Genomic DNA, 19001 nt, shown 5'->3' with positions numbered 1-19001 from the left:
GACGCCGAACAGAATCGGCCCCACTCCACCCTTGATGTCACTGCACCGGGAATCCTGTTTATGAGCAACCAGAGCTTCGTCAGCCCTGACCTGATCCGCCAACGCTTTTCGCGGGCGATGTCGGACATGTACCGCGATGAAGTGCCGCTGTATGGCGCGCTGATGGAACTGGTGGCCGAGGTCAACGCCCAGACCCTGGAACAGCATCCCGACCTGGCCCGGCACCTGCGCCAGACCGGTGAAATCGAACGCCTGGACCTGGAGCGCCACGGCGCCATCCGCGTCGGCACCTCGACCGAACTGGCGACCCTGAGCCGCCTGTTCGCGGTCATGGGCATGCAGCCGGTGGGCTATTACGACCTGACCCCGGCCGGGGTCCCGGTGCACTCCACGGCCTTTCGCGCGGTGCATGAAACGGCGCTGCACATCAGCCCGTTCCGGGTCTTCACCTCACTGCTGCGCCTGGAACTGATCGAGAACCCCGAACTGCGCACCTTTGCCGAATCGGTCCTGGCCCGGCGCTCGATCTTCACCGCCCGGGCCCTGAGCCTGATCGCCCAGTGCGAAGCGGATGGCGGGCTGAACCAGGCGGATGCCGAGGCGTTCGTCGAGCAGGCCCTGGAAACCTTCCGCTGGCACCACAGCGCCACCGTCACCGCCGCGCAGTATCAGCAACTGAGCGCCCAGCATCGGCTGATCGCCGACGTGGTGGCGTTCAAGGGTCCGCACATCAACCACCTGACCCCACGCACCCTGGACATCGACCAGGTGCAACGCCTGATGCCCGCCCACGGCATCACCCCCAAGGCCGTGATCGAAGGCCCGCCACGGCGGGACTGCCCGATCCTGCTGCGCCAGACCAGCTTCAAGGCCCTGGAGGAAACCGTGGCCTTCACCGACCAGGAACAGAGCCAGGGCAGCCACAGCGCACGCTTCGGCGAAATCGAACAACGCGGTGCGGCCCTCACCCCCAAAGGCCGCGCCCTGTACGACCGCCTGCTGAATGCCGCCCGCGACCAGCTCAATGCCTTCCCCAACGAGTCCAACGCCGATCGCTACGACGCCCTGATGCGCGACCACTTCGAAGCCTTCCCCGACAGCCACGACGCCATGCGCGAAGAGGACCTGGCGTACTTCCGCTATTTCGCCACCGAACAGGGCCTGGCCGCACGCGAACAGGCCCAGCGGCCCACCACCCTGGCCGCACTGATTGCCGCCGGGCACGTGCGCTTCGAACCTCTGGTGTATGAAGACTTCCTACCGGTCAGCGCCGCCGGGATCTTCCAGTCCAACCTCGGCGACGATGCACAAAGTCACTATGCCGGCCAGTCCAACCAGCAGGCCTTCGAACAGGCCCTGGGCCGGCCGACCATCGATGAATTGCAGCTCTACGCCCAGACCCAGCAGCGCTCGCTGGAGCAGTGTGCGAGTGCCTTGGGCCTGCCCGGGGTGTGAATACAGGCGCCGCGTGATCCACCGCCATGGCGCTGACGTTGTCGGTGGATCCTGACCTCAGCGCCGCTTCAACCCTGCCCGCACTCCCATCTGGCGGTCACTGAAAACCGCTCCGCGACAGGCTCGGGCACAACCGCCAGCGCAACCCGCGCCTGTTCTGCCGTGATCAACGCGTGCGGGTTTGCATGGGCTTGCTGCACCTGCGCCACCAGTTGCTTGAGCCCGGCCTTGAAGGGCTCCGGCAGGCAGTTTTCCATAAGCTGCAAGTTGGCGATCACGCAGTGCCTGGCATCGTCGAACGCCCAGTCGTCGTCAAGCAGATGCTCGATATCCTGGGCAGACTCCACCAGCAATCGGTAGGCGAACCCGGCAAACGACAGGTTTTCCACTTCGCTGGACTCTCGGTCATGCCAGACCAGGGCGACGCCGACCTGCCCGTCTTGCAGGGGGGTCAGGCAGTACGCGTCGCCGGCACCGGACTGGGCAAACGGCAAGAACCGCCGCCCGTCCTGGTAGGCCGGGTTGAGCCATTCTTCGATAACGTCGCCGGCCTGTTGCCCGTCGATCCACTCGAAGTCGTAGGCGCAGGACAGCGCCGGTTGTGCCGACAGGGTGTACTCACGCCACCCCTTGCTCCAGTCCTCACGGCTATTGCCGTAGCGGGTCCGTCCCTCGGCCAGCAGCCACTGCAGCTCCGCTGGCAAGGCTATACCTGCGGTCTCGGCCAGCCGTTCAAAATCGCTCATGTGCATTCACTTCTGCAAAGTTCGGCGGGGTCATCCGCGCAAAAAGTCCGACGCATCTTAGGGCATGTGCCAGCGCCGGTTGAACCCTGGGCAGCGAAATTCGCCGCGCCCGGATCCCTACTGCACCCGATACGCCGACGGCACCTGGGTCGCGACGAACTCGCGCATGTGCTCGACAAAGCGCTCCTGCAATCGGGACAGAGGCGCCTGGGGCGGCAGCAGCAGGCTGAAGTCCATTTCGATGGCCGGCGCGAAGGCACGGAAGACCACGCCCTGCCCGCGGTATTCCAGGGCGCTGATGGCATCCACCAGCGCCACCCCGGCGCCCTCTTCGACAAACAGGCACATGGGCAGCGACAGCTGGGTTTCCAGGCGCAAGTGGCGCTGCACGCCATGGGCGGCAAAGATCGCGTCGACGTGCTGGCGCGAGGCGATGGCATGGGGGTAGGAAACAAACGCCTCGCCCTCCAGGTCCTCGGGCACGATCAGCGCCTGCGGCTCCAGGCGATGCCCCGCCGGCAAGGCGCAGAGCATGCGCGATTTCAGCAGTTTCTCCGCGCGCGGGCTGGGGTAGGTGTTGGGCTCGACGATCACCCCCAGGTCGCAGCGCCCGCCGACCACCAGGTCGACCACCTCGCGCGAGGAGTGCACCACCAGGCTGATCTGCACCTCGGGGTGTTCACGCTGGAAGGCGGTGATGGCCCGCGGCATGAATCCCAGGCCCATGGCCGGGGCGCAGGCGATCTGCAACGAGCCGCGCTTGAGGGTGCGAATTTCCTGGGCGGTGCGGGCAATACGCTCAACGCCGAGTAATGAGCGCTGCACCTCCTCATACAGCACCAGCGCCTCGGGCGTCGGCTGCAGGCGCCCCTTGAGACGCTCGAACAGGGCAAAGCCGATGTCTTCCTCCAGCGCGCTGATCAAGCGCGTCGCGGCGGGCTGGGAGATATGCAGCATCTCGGCGGCGCGGGTCACGGTCTGGCCGAGAATCACCGCACGAAAGGCTTCCAGCTGACGCAAATTCATCCCACCGCACCCCATAACAAAAAGACATGATCTGCGCAAAATAAAGCATTTTTCATCGCTGCATCAGCCCCCTAGCATCCTAGCCATGCCTCAACCGCCTCAGCCTCCACCCTATTTATCGGGATAACGCCTGACCGGCCTGGAACTGGACCCACCCATGCAAAAACCTGATGCACTGATAATCGGCGGCGGCCTCGTGGGCCTGGCGATCGCCTACGGCATGGCCCGCAGCGGGCGCCAGGTGCGCGTGCTGGACGAGGGCGACAGTGCCCTGCGCGCGGCCCGTGGCAACTTCGGCCTGCTGTGGGTGCAGGGCAAGGGCTATCGCAAAAGCGCCTATGCCCAGTGGACCCGGCAGTCCGTGGCGCTGTGGCCGCAACTGGCGGCGTACCTGCGCGAGGACAGCGGCGTGGATGTCTGCCTGCAACAGGCCGGGGGGTTCCAGCTGTGCCTGTCCGAGGCGGAAATGGCCGAGGAAAGCCAGCGTCTGGCCTGGCTGCAGCAAGCCCTGGACGGCGACTACCCCTTTGAACTGCTGAGCCCGGGCGAGCTGCGCAAGCGCCTGCCCGGCGTCGGTCCGGATGTGGTCGGGGCCTGCTATTCGCCGATGGATGGCCAGGTCAACCCGCTGAAATTGCTGCGAGCGCTGTATGCCGGCTGCCGCCGCCATGGGGTGCAGATCGACAACGGCCATCGGGTCGACGCCATCCGCCAGGTCGGTGATGGCCTTGAAGTGCGCGCTGGCGACCAGCGCTGGCAGGCCGGGCAACTGGTGCTGGCCGCCGGCCTGGGCAACCGTTCGCTGGGCGCCCTGCTCGGCGCCGATGTACCGGTGCAGCCCAATCGCGGGCAGATCCTGGTCACCGAGCGCCTCGCGCCTTTTTTGCACTACCCCACCACCTATGTGCGCCAGACCGACGAAGGCACGGTGCAGCTCGGCGACTCCATGGAAGCCGTGGGCTACGACGACCGGGGCAGCGCCGAGGTGATGGCCGACATCGCCCAGCGCGGCGTGCGCTGCTTCCCCTTGCTGGCCGATGTGCGCCTGGTTCGGGCCTGGGGTGCGCTGCGGGTCCTGAGCCCGGATGGCCTGCCGATTTACCAGACGCTGCCCGAGTGCCCGCAGGTGTTTGTCGCCAGTTGCCACAGCGGCGTCACCCTGGCCGCGGCCCACGCCCTGTTGCTGGCGCCGTGGCTCAGCGGCCAGGGCCAACTTCCCGACGTGCAGCCTTTTGGCCTGGCGCGCTTTCAATCTGCCAGCGAGGTGCAGCATGCCGGCTGATCGCCTGTTTCAACCCATGTCCGCCAGCAACCCGACCCTGACCATCGAATTCGACGGCCAACCCCTGCGGGTGCTGGCCGGTGTTTCCCTGGCAGCGGCGCTGCTCGCCAGTGGCGTGCGCAGCACCCGCAGCAGCGTGGTCAGTGCCAGCCCGCGGGCGCCGTTTTGCATGATGGGGGTGTGCTTTGAGTGCCTGGTGGAGGTCGACGGCCAAGCCAGTTGCCAGGCCTGCCTGCTGCCGGTGCGCGAAGGCATGCGTGTGCGCAGCCAGCACGGGGTGCGTGCAGTGTCGACTACCGAGGGGGCCGACGATGAATCCTGAACCTGTGGACCTGCTGATCATCGGCGCCGGCCCCGCCGGCATGGCGGCTGCTATCGAGGCCTGCGGCCTGGGCTTGAGCGTGACGGTGCTCGACGAACAGGCCAGCCCCGGCGGGCAGATCTACCGTGATGTGCGCCTCGCCGACCCTCAGCGTCTGGCCGTGCTGGGTGCCGACTACCAGGCCGGGCTGGCCCTGGTCGAGCGCTTCCTGGCCTGCGGCGCGCGCTATATCCCCCAGGCCTCGGTGTGGCTGGTTAGCCCGCAACAGCAAGTGCATTTTCTGCACCTGGGCCAGGCGCGAACCCTCCACCCACGGCGCCTGCTGATTGCCTGCGGGGCCTACGAACGCGCCCTGCCGATTCCCGGCTGGACCCTGCCCGGGGTGATGAACGCCGGCGCTGGGCAGATCCTGCTCAAGGGCGCTGCGCTGCTGCCGGCGGTGCCGGTGCTGCTGGCCGGCTGCGGCCCGCTGCTGTACCTGCTGGCGGCGCAATACCTGCGGGCCGGGGTCCAGGTCGCGGCCCTGGTGGACACCAGCAGCCACGCCGACCTGCTGCGCGCCTGGCGCCAGATCCCGGCGGCCCTCGGCGGCTGGCGCGAACTGCGCAAGGGCCTGGGCCTGCTGAGGCAACTGCGGCGTGCCGGGATCCGCCATTTCCGGGGCGCGCGCGACTTGCTGATCGAGGGTCAAGACCAGGCCCGGGCCCTGCGCTTTCGCTGCGGCGGGGATGAACATCGGCTCCCGGCGCAATTGATCCTGTTGCATCAGGGCGTGGTGCCCAACACCCAGATCAGTTGGTCGCTGCGCCTGAAGCACCAGTGGGACGAACAACAACTGTGCTGGACCGTGCACCGCGACCCGTTTGGAGAAACCAGTCAGCCCGGCGTGTTTATCGCCGGCGATGCCGCGGCCATCGGCGGCGCCCTGGCCGCGCGGGAACAGGGGCGGATAGCGGCCCTGGGAATCGCCCGTCAGTTGCAGCCCCATGCTGCCGCGCAGATCGATGCCCAACTGCCAGCGCTGCGCCGCGCCCTGGCCCGGCACCTGGCGGCCCGTCCGCTGATCGACGCCCTGTACCGCCCACAGCAGCAGAACCGCATCCCCGCCGACGACGTCATCGTCTGCCGCTGCGAAGAAGTCAGCGCCGGCGACTTGCGCCACTACGTCGACCTGGGCTGCCTCGGGCCGAACCAGGCCAAGGCTTTCGGCCGCTGCGGCATGGGCCCCTGCCAGGGCCGCCTGTGCGGGCTCAGCGTCAGCGAAGTGATCGCCGAGCGGCGCCAGGTTTCCCCGGCCGCCGTCGGCTACTACCGCATCCGCCCGCCACTCAAACCCATCACCCTCACCCAACTCGCAGGTGAAGCCTGCCTCGACCGTTCCCAGGAGCACCCATGACCTCTATCCAGCGTATCCAAAGCAACCCACGGCTAAGCCGCGTGGTGGTGCACAACCAGGTGGCCTGGCTCAGCGGCATCGTCGCCGCCGATTGCAGCCAGGACATCCAGGGCCAGACCCGCCAGGTGCTGGAGCGTGTCGACCAGTTGCTGGCCGAGGCCGGCACTGACAAGAGCCGCCTGCTCAGTGTGCAGATCTGGATGAAAGACATGACCGCCGATTTCGACGCCATGAATGCGCTGTGGAGCGCCTGGGTCGACCCCACGCAAACCCCGGCCCGAGCCACGGCCCAGGTGGCTTTCGACGACGCCGAGATCCGCCTCGAGCTGATCGTCACCGGCGCCGTCTGAGGCTCAGGCAAGCCGCCCGCACACGCGGGCAACCGGTCAGGGCAGCCACCTGCGAGCCGCCCGACCCTGCGTTCTCATTGCGACTGCCGATAACGGGCGCCTTGCATTGGCGAGTGCCCGATGTACAACAACACGCATCCGGAGCTTTGTATGAACCTGAAAAAAACCCTCACCGTCCTTGGCCTGGCCAGCCTCGCCAGTTTCGGCGCCAGCACCCAGGCCGCCGAGAAAACCCTGCGCGTGGGCATCGAGGCGGCTTACCCGCCGTTTGCCTACAAGACCAGCGACAACCGCCTGGAAGGTTTCGACTACGACATCGGCCAGGCCCTGTGCGCCAAGATGCAGGTCACCTGCCAGTGGCAGGAACTGGAATTCGACGGCCTGATCCCGGCGCTCAAGGTGCGCAAGATCGACGCGGCGATTTCTTCGGTGTCGATCACCCCCGAGCGCCTCAAATCGGTGGACTTCAGCGACCGCTACTACCGCATCCCGGCCAAGCTGGTGACCCGCAAGGGCAACGGCATCGAGGCCATTCCAGCGTCCCTGGCCGGCAAGCGCATCGGCGTGCAGCGCGCCACCAACTTCGACCGCTACGCCTCGGCCACCTTCGAGCCGGCCGGTGCACAGATCGTGCGCTACGGCTCGCAGAACGAAATCTACCTCGACCTGCTGGCCGGCCGCGTCGACGCCACCCTGGCCAGTTCGGTGGCCGTCGAAGAAGGCCTGCTCAAACGGCCCGAAGGCGGCGACTATCACTTTGTCGGGCCCAGCTTCACCGACCCGCAGTACTTCGGCACTGGCATCGGCATCGCGGTGCGCAAGAACGACCCGCTGAGCGCCGAACTGAACCAGGCCCTGGCGGCGATACGGGCCGACGGCAGCTATGAGCAGATCCGCAAGAAGTACTTCAACTTCGATATCTACGGCGAGTAAGCCCTCCCCCTGGCGGACGCCGTTGCGGCCCGCTAGCCGGCAACGGTGAACGTGCCAGACCTAACCCCCACGAAGCTGGCCGGGCGCGTGACACGCGCCTGGCCAGTGGCGCTCGATAGAGGAAACAGCATGCGCAACAAACCGGTCCTGTCCCAGCCCGACGTCACCCAGATGCTACTTGCAGCCGAGCACGCCGCCCGTGAACGCGGCTGGGCCGTGAGCATTGCCGTGGTCGATGACGGTGGCCATCCCCTGGGCCTGCTGCGGCTCGACGACGCGGCGCCCATCAGCGCCTACATCGCCACGGAAAAAGCCCGCACCGCCGCCCTCGGCCGCCGCGACAGCGGGGCCTATGAACAGATGATCAACGGCGGTCGCCAGGCATTTCTCAGCGCACCGCTGCTGCAAGGCATGCTTGAAGGCGGGGTGCCGATCCTGCACCTGGGGCAATGCATCGGCGCGATTGGCGTTTCCGGCGTCAGGCCCGAGCAGGACGCGGAACTGGCGCGCCTGGCTGTCGCCGCGCTGGACGCCGTGCAAGGCTGAAGCTCGCGCCCCTGGCTCTGGCCGGGGTTTGCACTGAACATTCCGATACGAAAAATGCCGCCCTCCCCGCACCCTTCGCTGCTTACCTTATAGCCAGGCATTCGTTGTGAGCCGCCAGTCGGATGGCTTCATGACGGCATTGTTTTTTGTCTCTATATGGATACACTCAGCCATGGATTACACGCTCCAGCAGACGCCCGGTTTTGCGCGCTGGCATGCCTCACTTCGCGATCTGCGGGCCAGGATCGCCATCGCACGGCGCCTCGAGCGCGCGGCGGCGGGCAACCTCGGCGACGTCAAGGCGCTGGGCGGCGAACTCGGTGAAATGCGCGTCGATATCGGCGCCGGCTACCGCATTTATTTCATTCGGCGTGGCACCTGGCTGATCATTCTGCTGCACGGTGGCGACAAGGCGACCCAGGCAGCCGACATCCACAAGGCCCGCGCCCTGGCAAAGGAGTTTTAATATGGCTGGCACACTTGTTCCCTTCGACATGGCAACCCTGCTCGACAGCGACGAGGCCATCAGCGAGTACCTGTCCCAGGTCCTGGCCGACGGCGACACCGATGAACTGCTGCGCGCCCTGGGCCACGTCGCCCGTGCACGGGGCATGGCCCAGGTTTCCCGCGACTCGGGCCTGGGCCGCGCCAGCCTCTATAAAACCTTCGCCCCCGGCGCCAAGCCGCGCTTCGACACCGTGGTCAAGGTCATGCGCGCCCTGGGAATTCAACTGCGTACCCAAGTGACCCACGGCTGAAGCCGGCAGGCGGCCCTGAACACCCGGCAGCCTGTCGCCCTGGCGCAGGCATCGCGGCGAACAACCCCGGCAGGTCGCAAAAAAACCAGTGCGCCGGCTTGTAAAAAGCACCGCACCGCGACAGGCTTCGCCCTCACTTGAAAGGCCCTGGACAATGGACGTCGATCCCCCTCTGCAACAGCAAATCCGCGAGCTGGTCAATGCACTGGTGACAGCGGACTACACCACCCTTTGCGCCGAAGGCTGGCTCGGCCGGCTGCGTCAGGACGACGTGCAACTGTGCCTGCACGAGTACGGCGCCACGCTGGTGGCTCCGCCCCCCGCCTTTATCGACAGCATCGAGCGCTACGCCTATCAGGATGGGTCGGGCCTGCACCTGGACGTACCGCTGTGGACCGCCGAGGAAGGTTTGAGCGACCTGACCCTGTCGCTGCAAGTGCTGTTCGAAGGCGACCGCCCACAGCTGCAGATGCTTGACCTGCACGTGCTTTGAACCATCGCTCCAGGTGAGGACCTGCCCCATGCCAACCAGCTTGAAGATGCTGCAGATCGCCTACCCGCAGGGACTGCCCGACGCGGACTACCGGCCCTTGCTGGCGTTGCTCTACGAACACTTTTCCGACCGCAATCTGGCCGAACTGATCGCCACGCTCAGTGCCAGGGATCCGGATCGGGTGCTCAACGATATTTACCGCGTCCACGGCACCGACAAACCCGATGCCGCAAACGTGAAGCGGGTGCAGCAGCACCTCGAAGCCCTGGGACTCAGCAGCCTTTACAGCGCCGAGCAGAGCCATGGCGAGCGGCCCGATGGGCACTGAACAGCCAGGGCCCGAACAAAAACCGCCCCCGGAAAAATAAGCAGCTGATCGGCAAGCACTTACTGTGTAAAAATCCCCCGGCAGCGCCCCTTCTGCCCGGGTCGCTGGCACAAGGAAGCGTTCATTCACATCAACAGGGAACGGCATGATCGTCCTATCCGCAGGCAACGTGGTCGACCCACGGATAATCACTCAACGCGAGCCGGGTTTTTCGCAGAAAGTCGACCGCCCTACCAAGGCCTTCAGCTTCAGCGTGACCCTGGATGAATTGCGCCCGGCGTTCTTTGCCCTGGCCGATATTTTCATCGCCGAATGCCCGATCGATGACCAGCAATACGGCACCGTCGACATCTCCGAAATACAGGTTCTGGGCTACCCGGACCTACAGACCCTGGCCGAGCGCTGGCCAGACGTGGCGGCCTGGCTGATCCGCGAGTACCTGTGGCAGGAATTGCTGGAGCATCTGTTTCCCTACAATGAGGGCTGCCTGGAACTGGTGATCAACAACCTGTTCACCTCCGAGCTCAACGGCGATGTGCTGACGGTAACCGGTGAAACCTTCGATGCGGTAAAACCGCGCCAATGAAGGTTCGTCTGTTGCAATGCAAGCCTTCGAACCCGGCCCGGGTCAGCTTCCTCAGCGCCCACGGCACGGGCCAGGCCAACTGGTCAGGGCCGCGGCCGGCGCTCGACGCCTGGCTGGAGGTCGAGCTCGACCTCGACGATGCATTCCACTGGGGGGAAAACCTCAAACCCAGTACCCACCACGACTGCCAGCTGCGCGTCCAGGATGATGCCCTGCACCTGCGCGCCGAGCTGATCGCCATCGAGGCCGACGGCACCGGGGCCCTCAACGTTGGCGGCTCGATTGTGCTGATTTCCCTGGCACCGAACCCGGAGGCTCGCACCGGGTGGGTCGAACTGGTCGCGCGCGATGTCACGTTGCAGGGTGTTGCACTGTGACCCCGTCAACACCAGGCCCGGACACCCCGTTCTGTGTCGCCGACGGCAGCATCCAACACCTCGGCAGCAGCCCGGGGCTGTTGCGCGTCGAGTTTATCGATTGGCAGCAACAGCCCTGGGTGCTGTCCTTCACCGGGCTGGTGGCCTACCAGAGCCTCGGCGCCGAAGGCACGGAGATAGCCGAATTGAGCCGCGCTCCTCTGTCGCAATTGCTGGCCCAGGTGGAGCCGGGGGAGTTGTCATCGGCCCCTGACAGCTACAGTTTTATCTGCGCCTGGAGCGGCCGCCCGGTGCTGAGCATCATCGCCGACGACTGTCGGTACGACCGGGCACCGCAACCGCAACCAGGCCCTCCATCGAGCGCACAACCATGACTGACTATCAGCCCCTGATCGACGCCCTGGACGCCAGCGACGAGGAAACCTTCTGGTTCGGCCCCGCCAGCGCGGAGCAGATACACCGCCTGCAAGGCCTGCTGAAACTGCAACTGCCTGCCGACCTGGTGGCGTTCCTGCTGACCTGCGGCGGCGGAGGCGTGGTGCAATCGGAAATCGCCGGCATTGAAGACAACGACGCGACACTCTGCAATGGCGGCAGCCTGCTCTACGCCACCACCTATTGCCGCAGCGAATTCGGCTTGCCCGAACACCTGGCCGTCATCTACCTGCGTGACGACGAAGTCTGCTGGGCCGTGGATTGCAGCGACCAGGGCCAGGGCCGGGTGCTGAGTTACAGCCTGTTCCAGCGCAAGATCGAGCGCGTGCTCAACCCGAGCTTCTCGCTGTTTTTCCAGGACTACGTGAACCTGCGACTGTGACGCCATCGAGCGTCCACACCCGGCACTTCCCACTTTCTACTACGGGCTCAGCGAACCAGACCATGTCCAGAATCAGAATTGCCTCAACCCTGCCGCTGAAAAACCTCGAAGCCACCAAGTTCCTTCACCAACGCCTGGGCCTGCCACTGTCCATGGCCAGCGCCAAACTGGCGGCGGGCGCAACCGGGTTCTTCTACGACGGGCAGGTCTACAGCAACGAGCATGTGCAACAAGCGGCCACGTTGCGTGCGATCCTGGCGTTTTTCCAGGCCCGGGAAATCCCCCTGACCATCCATGAAATCAGCGCCGAACAAGACTGGAGCGATCTGGACCCGCAGCAACTGGACAACATCACCCTCGACGAGGAATGCCTGGGCAACCTGCTGGACAGTTGCGAGGGCCAGTACTCATGAATCGCAGGCATCTCCCTGTCCCATCACCGGGTGTGCAGCATGGACTTTGAAATCTTTGAGCGCCTGATCGACGATGCGCGCCAACGGCAGCCGATCTGGTTTGAACTGGAGACGGACCAACCGCCGAACGCCAGCCAGATCCAGCATGCCCAGCAGCAATTGAACTGCCTGTTGCCCGACGACTACCTCAGGTTCATCAGCCGCCATGGCGGCGGCTTCTTTGCCCTGGGCACGGTCTACTCGCTGGACCCGGACAGTAGCTTGAACCTGGTCCAGCTCAACCAGCAATACGCTGCCCTGCGCGGCCAACATGTGCTGTTCTCCGATAACGGTTGCGGTGACCTGTACGGTTTTGCAATCAGGGACGGTCGCTGCCTGCCCCGGGTGTCGATCTACCGGCACGACGATGAGCGCTGGAGCAGCTTCGCCCCGGCCGACTTCCTGCAATTCCTGCTGGCCCATTGCGTCAACTATCAGGAGCGCACATGACGTACCACGACGTATTCATCAACCGCACCGAGCAGTTTTGCCTCGGTATCGAGCAGGAGTCGGGCCGGACCTATATGTCCACCCCGATACGCCCGGGCCGCAGCCTGGTGGAGTTCGATCATTACTTCGAGCTGGACGCGGCGTCCTTCGAGCTGTTCCAGCGTGATCCGCAGGCGGCCCGTGCCTTCCTCGAGAGCTGCCTCAAGGGTGATGTCGCGCCGATGGTGGCCTGCCCATGAGAACCTTTTACGTGATCGCCGAAAAAGACCTGTTTCCCCAGTACCCCCATCACGCCGAGTGGCCCAAGCAGGTTGCCTACTGCTTTGAGCAGCGCCTGTTTATGCTGAGCGAGGGTAAAGGCCATGGCATGGGCGGCAGCACAATTCCCCAGGAACAGATCCGCAAGCCCGGCTGGCTGGAGGTATTGGCCGGGGCCGAGGGGCTGTGGTTTCTGGATTTTATCGAGACGGAACAGTTTGCGGACGAGGCGCAATTCGCAGCAGCGTTGAGCCGGAAGATCGGTCCGTTGCAGACCTTGAAGTGCTGAAGCCCGGCCTTGCATCACGTCGAAAAAAAGGTGTTCGCCCAGTGCTTTGGCCTCGGCAATCCATGCACTGGTAAAGAGCCTTTGCACCGGGCGAACGGGGGCTATTTTAATCGAACGTCCGAAGAAAGTCCGTGCACAGATTCTGAATAAATCTGCACACAATCACCGCGCTGAATGTTCGATTTGAGACACCCATTGCGCCTCAAACCGAACCGGGTGCGGCGACAAACCTCGATCAGCTTTCATGCTCGCTGGTGACCTTGAGCACGTCGGTGTAAGTCACCACCACGCTCTGGCCGACCTTGAGATCCTTGAGGCGGGCCTGGACTTCCGGCTTCTCGACGCTCACGACCTTTTTATTGCCGGCCGGACCTTCGAATGTCAGCTGGTTTTTCTTCAGGTCGATGGCGGTGATTTTCAGCTGCACCTGGACCTGGCGATAGGCCTCGCCACCCGGATTGGGGTTGTCCTTGGTGGCACGGATCACCCCGCTGCTTTCGCTGGCATCCGGCGCGCCTTTATCCACCTGGGTGTCGAGCACGGCGACCACCGAATGGGTGACCAGGACCTTGACCTGATCGCCCACCTTGAGGTTGCCCAGGTCCTTGGCCTGGTCACTGAGTTGCACATGCACCGGCTTGCCGCCTGCGCCTTCCAGAACCACCTGGTGCTTGGCCGCGTCCACGGACAGGACCTTGGTCACCACCTCATCGGCTTCCACCGCGCCAGCCAGCGGGATATCCGCCGCATGGGCACTGAGGCTGGCGGCTGACAGCAGAGTGGCCAGGGCAATGGCCTTGGTTAAAGTGTGCAGTTTCATAGGGCTACATTCCTTGTGGTTGAAAACAAAACCGACCGCCAATCGAGGTGTTCGATCAGGCGTGGGGCATGAGCATAGACGCTGCTGGCGAGTGCGCCCGCCAGGTCGTCATCCCGCCCGCCCACTGCACGCCACACCCGGCGCCCGATTTTGCCGCGACCTCAGTAGCCGGTCATTTCCAGGTAACCGCTGCCGCCATGGCTGCCACTGAGGCGTACCGGTCCCTCCCAGTAAGGAATGCTCAGGTTCATCCAGGCCTTGGGATTCAGTGCCTGGGTGCTGATATCCAGGCCCCTGGAGCGGATTTTCAGCTGCCAGCGGGTTGGCAAGTCGCGGCCGGCGACCCGTGTCAGGTCCAGGGGCAGCAGTTCGATATCATCCTTGTGCAAGGTCTGGGTGCGGCCATCGGCGCTGATCCAGGTGCCGGTCAGGTACGGCTCCCGATCGTTCTCCCGAACCCGAAACAGCATCAGCCGCTCGCCACTGTCCAGGTGCAACGAGAACCAGTCCCAACCGCTCTGCCCGGCCGCCAGTGGCTGGCTGCTCCACTCGCGGTCGAGCCAGGCCGGGCCGCTGACCTGATAGGTCTTGCCATCGATCTGCAAGCTGCCCGCCGCCTGAAAAAACGGCTGGCTGTAGTAATAGGAGGCCTGGCCCTGTTCCGACTTGCGGCTGTAGCCGCCCTCGCCCTGCAACACCAGCGGCTGGCTGGCGCGCAATTGCAATTGGTAGGCAAAGCCCGGCCCGCTGGCCTGCACCTGCAGGTGGGCCAGGGGATCGCCGACGGGCGTGAGGCTGCGCAGGCTCCAGTCGTCGATCCAGGCCTGGAACGGCTGGGCACTGACCCCGGCCTGGCCCACCCCGCCCCGGGCCAAGCGCTCGGCGGCGTGATGGGCGTCGGCCGACGTGGCCGCCGCGTGGCCCAGCCACACCACCGGCGCGCCCCAGCCGGGCTGCTCGGGGCCGGGCCGCAAGGCGCTGCGAAACAGCGTCCACTGCACGCCGAAGTGCTGGCCTTGGGGGTCCACCAGATCGGCGGTGAGGTACCACCATTCGATGCGAAACCCCTCATGGGCGCCGTGATCGGCGGGAAACCCGAACGTGCGGCCCGGCACCACCTGGGCGAAGTCGGCCGCCTGGTTGCCCAGCCCGGCGAAGCCCTGTTGCGGTGCGGCGGGCTGATCACAACCGCCCAGGCACAGGCTCAACACCAGCAACAGGCGGCATGCCCGATCAATGCTCATCGGCAAACGTCCTCAGCAGGTCCACAGGTTGCGTGCGGTAAAGCGTGAACAGCGGCCAGGCCGACGCCAGCAAGGTGGCCAGCAGCGCCAGCCCCAGCAGTTGCAGCAACTGCCATGGAAACACCCGCAACGGCAGGCGCCAGCCGAAGGCCTGGACGTTGATCACGGTGTCCAGGCACCACGCCAGGGCGATGCCCAGGGGCAGTGCCAGGACCAGGGTCAGCACCGCCAGCAGCCAGGTCTGGCCCAGGTTGAGCAGCATCAGTTGGCGCCGGGTCACGCCCAGGGCCCACAGCGGCGCCAACTGGCCCAGGCGGCTCTGGCTCTGGGTCAGCAGGCTGATAAACAGCGCCACGCCGGCCACCCCCAGGGTCAGGCTGTTGAGGGCTGCCGTGGCGGCGAAGGTGCGCTCGAAGACCTGGCTCGACCAGCCCTTGAGTTGCACCTGATCGATGATCCGGCTGTCGTCGAGGGCAAACTGCTGGTGCAAGCGGCTGACCAGGGGGCCGATGGCCGACGGCTCGATCCTCAGGTTGAAACGGCTCGGCGTCAGTTGCGGCCAGTGCTGCAACAGGTGCCCGGCGTTGACCAGGATATGGCCCTTGGGGTTGCCGTAGTCGGCGTAGATCCCCACCACCTGCGGCGCCCATTGGCCTTCGGGCACCGGGATCGGCAAGCGGTCGCCGACGCGCACCTTGAGCCGACGCGCCAGCTGTTCGCTGAGCATCAGGCTGTCGTCCCGGGCCAACTGGTCCCAGGGCTGCTCGCCCAGGGCTTCCAGCAGCGGCCAGTGCTGGCGGTAGGTTGGATGGTCGATGACCCCGTACAGCTCCGCCGGCCAGCCCTGCACTTGCAACGGCACCAGCCAGCTGGGCAACAGCGCTGTCACTTCCGGCTGCTCGGGCAGCCACTGCTGCAGCTCCCGGGCCTGGGCCGGGCTTTGGGGGTTGAGGTACAGCTCGGCGGTCAGGCGCTGTTCGAGCCAGTCAGTGAAGGTCTGGCGAAAACCCGACGTCATGCTGCCGGCGCCGATATTGGCCGCCAGGGCCAGCAGCAGCGCCATCAACGCCAGGCTCAGTGCCGGCAGTTGCTGACGGCAATCGGCGACAAACCACTGCCCCAGTACCGAGCGACTGCGCCCCAGCAGGCCGCCGAGCAAGGCATCGAGCAGCACCGGCAATCCCAGGGCCGCCCCCAGCAGCAAGGCCGCCATCAGTACAAAGCCGCTGCTCAGGCTGTCGCCCAGCCACCAGGCCGCGCCCGCCACGGCCAACGCCAGGGCGGCGACCCGGCCCTGGCGCCGCAGCCAGTGGGCGTGGGCCTGATGCCAGGCCTGGGGGTTGGCCAGGGCCAGCAGCGGCAGGCGCGCGGCACGCAGCAGGCTGTTGCCGCCGGCAAGCAAGGCCCCCAACAGGCTCAGGCCGATGCCGCTCAGCCACCACCCGGGGCTCAGGTTCAATTGCCCCGCCACCTCGGCGCCGTACAGCCCGCGCAGGCTGGCAGCGACATCCGGCAGCAACCACCCCGCCAGCAGGTAACCACTGGCCACCCCGGCAATCCCGCCCAGCAGCGCCAGGCCGCCCAGCTCCACCGCCAGGCAGAAGATCAGCATCCGCGCGCTGACACCGCAGGCACGCAAGGTTCGCAGCAGGCTGCGGCGCTGCTCCAGGGCCAGGCCGATGGCGGCGTGGACGATAAACAGCCCGACCACAAACGACAGAAAGCCCAGGGCATTGAGGTTGAGGTGAAAGCTCTCGGTCAGGCGCGACAAGTCGCTCTCATCGGCGCCCTGCTTGAGCCGCAACTGCCCGGCCAGCTCGGCGGGCAACGGCGGCGCATGGGCGGCGAAATCCCGGGGCAACAGCAGCCGTGAGACTTGCCCCGGCTGGCCCAGCAAGGCCTGGGCAAAACCGATATCCAGCAACAGCATGCCCGGGGCCATGTCGGCCTGGCTGTGCAACGGCGGCAGCACCTGGCCATCCGCCGTCTGCGGCTGCTGGCCCTCGTGATAACCCAGGGCAGCCAGGGTCTGCGGCGCGATCCAGGTGCGCCCGGGCGGGCCGAAGAAGTCGACGATCTGCCGCAGGTCCAGGGCCTTGCCGGCCACCGCGGCCCCGGCCGGCAGCGACAGCGGCTCGATCCCCATCAATTGCAGGCGCACCTGCGGATGTTCCTTGAGCGTAATGCGCCCTTGCAGCACGGGCGATACCGGCCAACCGGCACGGCGCAGGCTGACGAACCAGGCTTGAGTAAAGTTGCCGGCGCTGGCCGTGCCCAGACTGGCCTGGGGCTCGCCGCCGATCAGTTGGCTGGCCCGGGCGTAGCTGTCACGGGCCTGGCTGTTGAGCGCCAGGACTCCGGTCAGCAGGCTGGTGGCCAGCCACAAACCAGTCAGCACACTGAAGAACTGCACCGGGTGCCGCCGCCAATGGCTGAGCAGCGCGCCCAGGGCGCCTGTGAAGACCCCCATCTCAGTGCCCGTCCGGGTCGGCCAGGCGTCCGCCGTGCAACAGCACAATCTGCCCCAGGCGGCTCGCGACCCGCTGACTGTGGGTAACCATCAGCAGGCTGGTGGGGCTGTCGGCCAGCAGGTCGAGCAACAGCTGCAGCACTTCGTCGCTGGTGGCTTCGTCGAGGCTGCCGGTGGGTTCGTCGGCCAGCAGCAGGCCAGGCCTGGACGCCAGCGCGCGGCCGAGGGCGACCCGTTGCTGCTGGCCACCGGACAACTGCTCCGGGTAGCGCCGCAGCAACTCGCCCAGGCCCAGGCGCTCCACCAATTGCGCCTGCCAGCGCGGATCGAAACGCCCGGCCAGGCGCGCCTGGAACGCCAGGTTGTCGTCAACCCGCAGGCTGCCGATCAGGTTGAACTGCTGGAACACCAGGCCCACTTCCGTGCGGCGCCAGTTGGCCAGCTGGTGTTCGTTCATGCGCTCCAGCGGCTGCCCGCCAACGCGAATGCTGCCGCGATCAACCTGATCCAGCCCCGCCACCAGGTGCAGCAAGGTGCTCTTGCCGCTGCCCGACTCGCCCATCAGCGCCAGGCTGCCGCCCTGCCCCAGTTGTAAGTCGACACCCTGCAGCACCGCCAACGGCCCCTGGGGCGTGGCGTAACTCTTGAACACTCCTTGTACATCGAGCATGGGCTGAATCGTCCGACCGAAGATGAGGCCCAAGGATAGCGCGTGCAGCGCCCGAGGCCGGTTGAAACCTTCGCCGCTCCAGGCAGTCAATGCCTGAGCGCCCATCAACCCGCGCCGCCCCTATCGGCCTGGCGCGGCGGAATATAGTATTGCAGCCCTTTTTTCATTGCAGGAAGCATCCATGACCTACACCAGGGTCCAATTGCAGTACCGGCTGTACATCGCCGCAGGCGCACTGTTGTTTACCGGTGCTTTGATCTCGACCTTTTTCTCGACCCTGAAAATGCTCTATTGGCGCCTGGACAGCTACACCACCATGGCCTCGACCATCAATCGCCCGATCAAGTACTTCGTGTACCTGGTCAACGACAACACCCAGGCGCTGAACTGGTTCTGGGACAACAGCCCGACACCCAGCTTCATCGACCTGAGCTACCCGTCCCACTGGAAATTCCTGGTGATCTACCTGCTGATCTTCGTCGGCGCGGCGCTGTTCGCTACGGGCCGGGGAATGATGCGCAAGGTCGAAGCAGTCGAGCCGCTGATCGAAGCCCAGCTCAAGGCCCCGGTGGAGGAAGGCGTACCGGCCAAGACCCTGCAACAGCTGGAAGACTCGACCCTGGTGGACAAGGCTCCGTCGTTCTTCAGCCAGGTCCGCCTGCTTGTGGTCTGGCCGCTGGGCGCCGCGGCGGTCTACCTGGGCCTACTGTGGATGCTGGGCATCATCTGATGCCCGACGCTGGCGACCGACCAGCCGGCAGAACGAAACGTACTCGCCCGGGGCAATGCGCCCCATCGCTACTGGCCAGCGCCAGCCGCAGGTTGATCACCTTGTTGTGCGGCAGGGCCAGGTCGGAGTCACCCAGCTTCCGGATCAGTTTCGAGGTGTGCGTGGCGCTGAAACCTTCGCCGCTCCAGGCAGTCAATGCCTGA

General features: G+C 65.7%; 26 protein-coding genes and 1 pseudogene. 20 read left to right on the top strand and 7 right to left on the bottom strand.

Features of this window, described 5'->3' with window-relative positions; all coding sequences use genetic code 11:
• The first annotated feature begins 60 nt into the window (after positions 1–60).
• Entirely contained in the window at positions 61–1455 is a 1395-nt protein-coding gene (gene hglS / locus JFU57_RS18910; RefSeq protein WP_201130378.1) for a 2-oxoadipate dioxygenase/decarboxylase HglS, read from the top strand.
• 68 nt (positions 1456–1523) lie between these two features.
• Here the strand turns inward: hglS and JFU57_RS18905 are convergent, their stop codons facing one another.
• Both JFU57_RS18905 and JFU57_RS18900 read right to left on the bottom strand, forming a co-directional pair.
• Positions 1524–2201: an SMI1/KNR4 family protein gene (locus JFU57_RS18905; protein WP_201130377.1), complete on the bottom strand. Its 678-nt coding sequence runs from the start codon at positions 2199–2201 to the stop codon at positions 1524–1526.
• Positions 2202–2318: 117 nt separating this feature from the next.
• Entirely contained in the window at positions 2319–3227 is a 909-nt protein-coding gene (locus tag JFU57_RS18900; protein WP_201130376.1) for a LysR substrate-binding domain-containing protein, read from the bottom strand.
• A gap of 157 nt (positions 3228–3384) precedes the next feature.
• On the opposite strand from JFU57_RS18900, the gene JFU57_RS18895 reads away from it, so the two are divergent.
• The 18 genes from JFU57_RS18895 to JFU57_RS18810 all read left to right on the top strand — a co-directional run bounded on the left by JFU57_RS18895 (position 3385) and on the right by JFU57_RS18810 (position 12864).
• A complete protein-coding gene (locus JFU57_RS18895; RefSeq protein WP_201130375.1) occupies positions 3385–4509 on the top strand; it encodes an NAD(P)/FAD-dependent oxidoreductase in 1125 nt (374 codons plus the stop codon).
• Complete coding sequence (locus JFU57_RS18890) at positions 4499–4831, top strand: (2Fe-2S)-binding protein (RefSeq protein WP_201130374.1); 333 nt, start codon at positions 4499–4501, stop codon at positions 4829–4831. The genes JFU57_RS18895 and JFU57_RS18890 overlap by 11 nt, the downstream gene beginning before the upstream one ends.
• Positions 4821–6227, top strand: coding sequence for an FAD/NAD(P)-dependent oxidoreductase (locus JFU57_RS18885; RefSeq protein WP_201130373.1), 1407 nt, complete (start codon positions 4821–4823; stop codon positions 6225–6227). The genes JFU57_RS18890 and JFU57_RS18885 overlap by 11 nt, the downstream gene beginning before the upstream one ends.
• Positions 6224–6577, top strand: a complete 354-nt coding sequence (locus JFU57_RS18880) for a RidA family protein (RefSeq protein WP_201130372.1) — start codon at positions 6224–6226, stop codon at positions 6575–6577. Before JFU57_RS18885 ends, JFU57_RS18880 begins: the two co-directional genes overlap by 4 nt.
• A 150-nt stretch (positions 6578–6727) precedes the next feature.
• Positions 6728–7510 carry an ABC transporter substrate-binding protein gene (locus JFU57_RS18875; RefSeq protein ID WP_078473701.1) on the top strand — a complete coding sequence of 261 codons (783 nt, stop codon included), beginning with the start codon at positions 6728–6730 and terminating at the stop codon, positions 7508–7510.
• A gap of 129 nt (positions 7511–7639) precedes the next feature.
• Entirely contained in the window at positions 7640–8056 is a 417-nt protein-coding gene (locus tag JFU57_RS18870) for a GlcG/HbpS family heme-binding protein (protein WP_201130371.1), read from the top strand.
• A 172-nt stretch (positions 8057–8228) separates the two neighbouring features.
• Entirely contained in the window at positions 8229–8522 is a 294-nt protein-coding gene (locus JFU57_RS18865; RefSeq protein ID WP_201130370.1) for a type II toxin-antitoxin system RelE/ParE family toxin, read from the top strand.
• Between the two features lies 1 nt (position 8523).
• The gene (locus JFU57_RS18860) at positions 8524–8814 is read left to right on the top strand and encodes an addiction module antidote protein (RefSeq protein WP_078473704.1); all 291 of its coding nucleotides are present in this window, start codon (positions 8524–8526) and stop codon (positions 8812–8814) included.
• A gap of 154 nt (positions 8815–8968) precedes the next feature.
• Positions 8969–9307: a DUF7668 domain-containing protein gene (locus JFU57_RS18855; RefSeq protein ID WP_201130369.1), complete on the top strand. Its 339-nt coding sequence runs from the start codon at positions 8969–8971 to the stop codon at positions 9305–9307.
• 28 nt (positions 9308–9335) lie between these two features.
• A complete protein-coding gene (locus JFU57_RS18850; RefSeq protein WP_201130368.1) occupies positions 9336–9635 on the top strand; it encodes a DUF3349 domain-containing protein in 300 nt (99 codons plus the stop codon).
• Between the two features lie 145 nt (positions 9636–9780).
• Positions 9781–10221 carry a hypothetical protein gene (locus JFU57_RS18845; protein ID WP_201130367.1) on the top strand — a complete coding sequence of 147 codons (441 nt, stop codon included), beginning with the start codon at positions 9781–9783 and terminating at the stop codon, positions 10219–10221.
• An 11-nt stretch (positions 10222–10232) separates the two neighbouring features.
• A complete protein-coding gene (locus JFU57_RS18840) occupies positions 10233–10598 on the top strand; it encodes a hypothetical protein (RefSeq protein ID WP_201130366.1) in 366 nt (121 codons plus the stop codon).
• Positions 10595–10972, top strand: a complete 378-nt coding sequence (locus tag JFU57_RS18835) for a hypothetical protein (RefSeq protein ID WP_078473709.1) — start codon at positions 10595–10597, stop codon at positions 10970–10972. Before JFU57_RS18840 ends, JFU57_RS18835 begins: the two co-directional genes overlap by 4 nt.
• Complete coding sequence (locus JFU57_RS18830) at positions 10969–11415, top strand: SMI1/KNR4 family protein (RefSeq protein ID WP_201130365.1); 447 nt, start codon at positions 10969–10971, stop codon at positions 11413–11415. Before JFU57_RS18835 ends, JFU57_RS18830 begins: the two co-directional genes overlap by 4 nt.
• A 62-nt stretch (positions 11416–11477) precedes the next feature.
• A complete protein-coding gene (locus JFU57_RS18825; RefSeq protein ID WP_201130364.1) occupies positions 11478–11828 on the top strand; it encodes a hypothetical protein in 351 nt (116 codons plus the stop codon).
• A gap of 39 nt (positions 11829–11867) precedes the next feature.
• On the top strand, positions 11868–12317 hold the full coding sequence (locus JFU57_RS18820; RefSeq protein ID WP_078473712.1) for an SMI1/KNR4 family protein: 450 nt from the start codon (positions 11868–11870) through the stop codon (positions 12315–12317).
• On the top strand, positions 12314–12556 hold the full coding sequence (locus JFU57_RS18815) for a hypothetical protein (protein ID WP_201130363.1): 243 nt from the start codon (positions 12314–12316) through the stop codon (positions 12554–12556). The genes JFU57_RS18820 and JFU57_RS18815 overlap by 4 nt, the downstream gene beginning before the upstream one ends.
• Positions 12553–12864 (top strand): hypothetical protein, encoded by a 312-nt coding sequence (locus JFU57_RS18810; RefSeq protein WP_078473714.1) that lies wholly within the window; start codon positions 12553–12555, stop codon positions 12862–12864. Before JFU57_RS18815 ends, JFU57_RS18810 begins: the two co-directional genes overlap by 4 nt.
• A gap of 235 nt (positions 12865–13099) precedes the next feature.
• On the opposite strand, the gene JFU57_RS18805 is transcribed toward JFU57_RS18810, so the two are convergent.
• From JFU57_RS18805 to JFU57_RS18790, 4 genes are all read right to left on the bottom strand, one after another.
• On the bottom strand, positions 13100–13684 hold the full coding sequence (locus JFU57_RS18805) for a hypothetical protein (RefSeq protein WP_078473715.1): 585 nt from the start codon (positions 13682–13684) through the stop codon (positions 13100–13102).
• A gap of 161 nt (positions 13685–13845) precedes the next feature.
• A complete protein-coding gene (locus JFU57_RS18800; protein ID WP_201130362.1) occupies positions 13846–14928 on the bottom strand; it encodes a lipocalin-like domain-containing protein in 1083 nt (360 codons plus the stop codon).
• On the bottom strand, positions 14918–17398 hold the full coding sequence (locus JFU57_RS18795; protein WP_201130361.1) for an ABC transporter permease: 2481 nt from the start codon (positions 17396–17398) through the stop codon (positions 14918–14920). The genes JFU57_RS18800 and JFU57_RS18795 overlap by 11 nt, the downstream gene beginning before the upstream one ends.
• A gap of 1 nt (position 17399) precedes the next feature.
• Positions 17400–18068, bottom strand: a complete 669-nt coding sequence (locus JFU57_RS18790) for an ABC transporter ATP-binding protein (RefSeq protein WP_201130360.1) — start codon at positions 18066–18068, stop codon at positions 17400–17402.
• A gap of 181 nt (positions 18069–18249) precedes the next feature.
• On the opposite strand from JFU57_RS18790, the gene JFU57_RS18785 reads away from it, so the two are divergent.
• The gene (locus JFU57_RS18785; protein ID WP_078473718.1) at positions 18250–18798 is read left to right on the top strand and encodes a YniB family protein; all 549 of its coding nucleotides are present in this window, start codon (positions 18250–18252) and stop codon (positions 18796–18798) included.
• Positions 18799–18810: 12 nt separating this feature from the next.
• Here JFU57_RS18785 and JFU57_RS33265 read toward each other — a convergent pair.
• Positions 18811–18958 (bottom strand): annotated as a pseudogene (locus JFU57_RS33265) (VanW family protein); the annotation flags it as partial.
• Positions 18959–19001 lie beyond the last annotated feature (43 nt).

This window comes from Pseudomonas sp. TH07, assembly GCF_016651285.1.
In the GTDB taxonomy this organism is placed as follows: Bacteria; Pseudomonadota; Gammaproteobacteria; order Pseudomonadales; family Pseudomonadaceae; genus Aquipseudomonas.
Note: the sequence above shows the minus strand (reverse complement) of the source record. Positions and strands in the feature narration are given on the sequence as shown.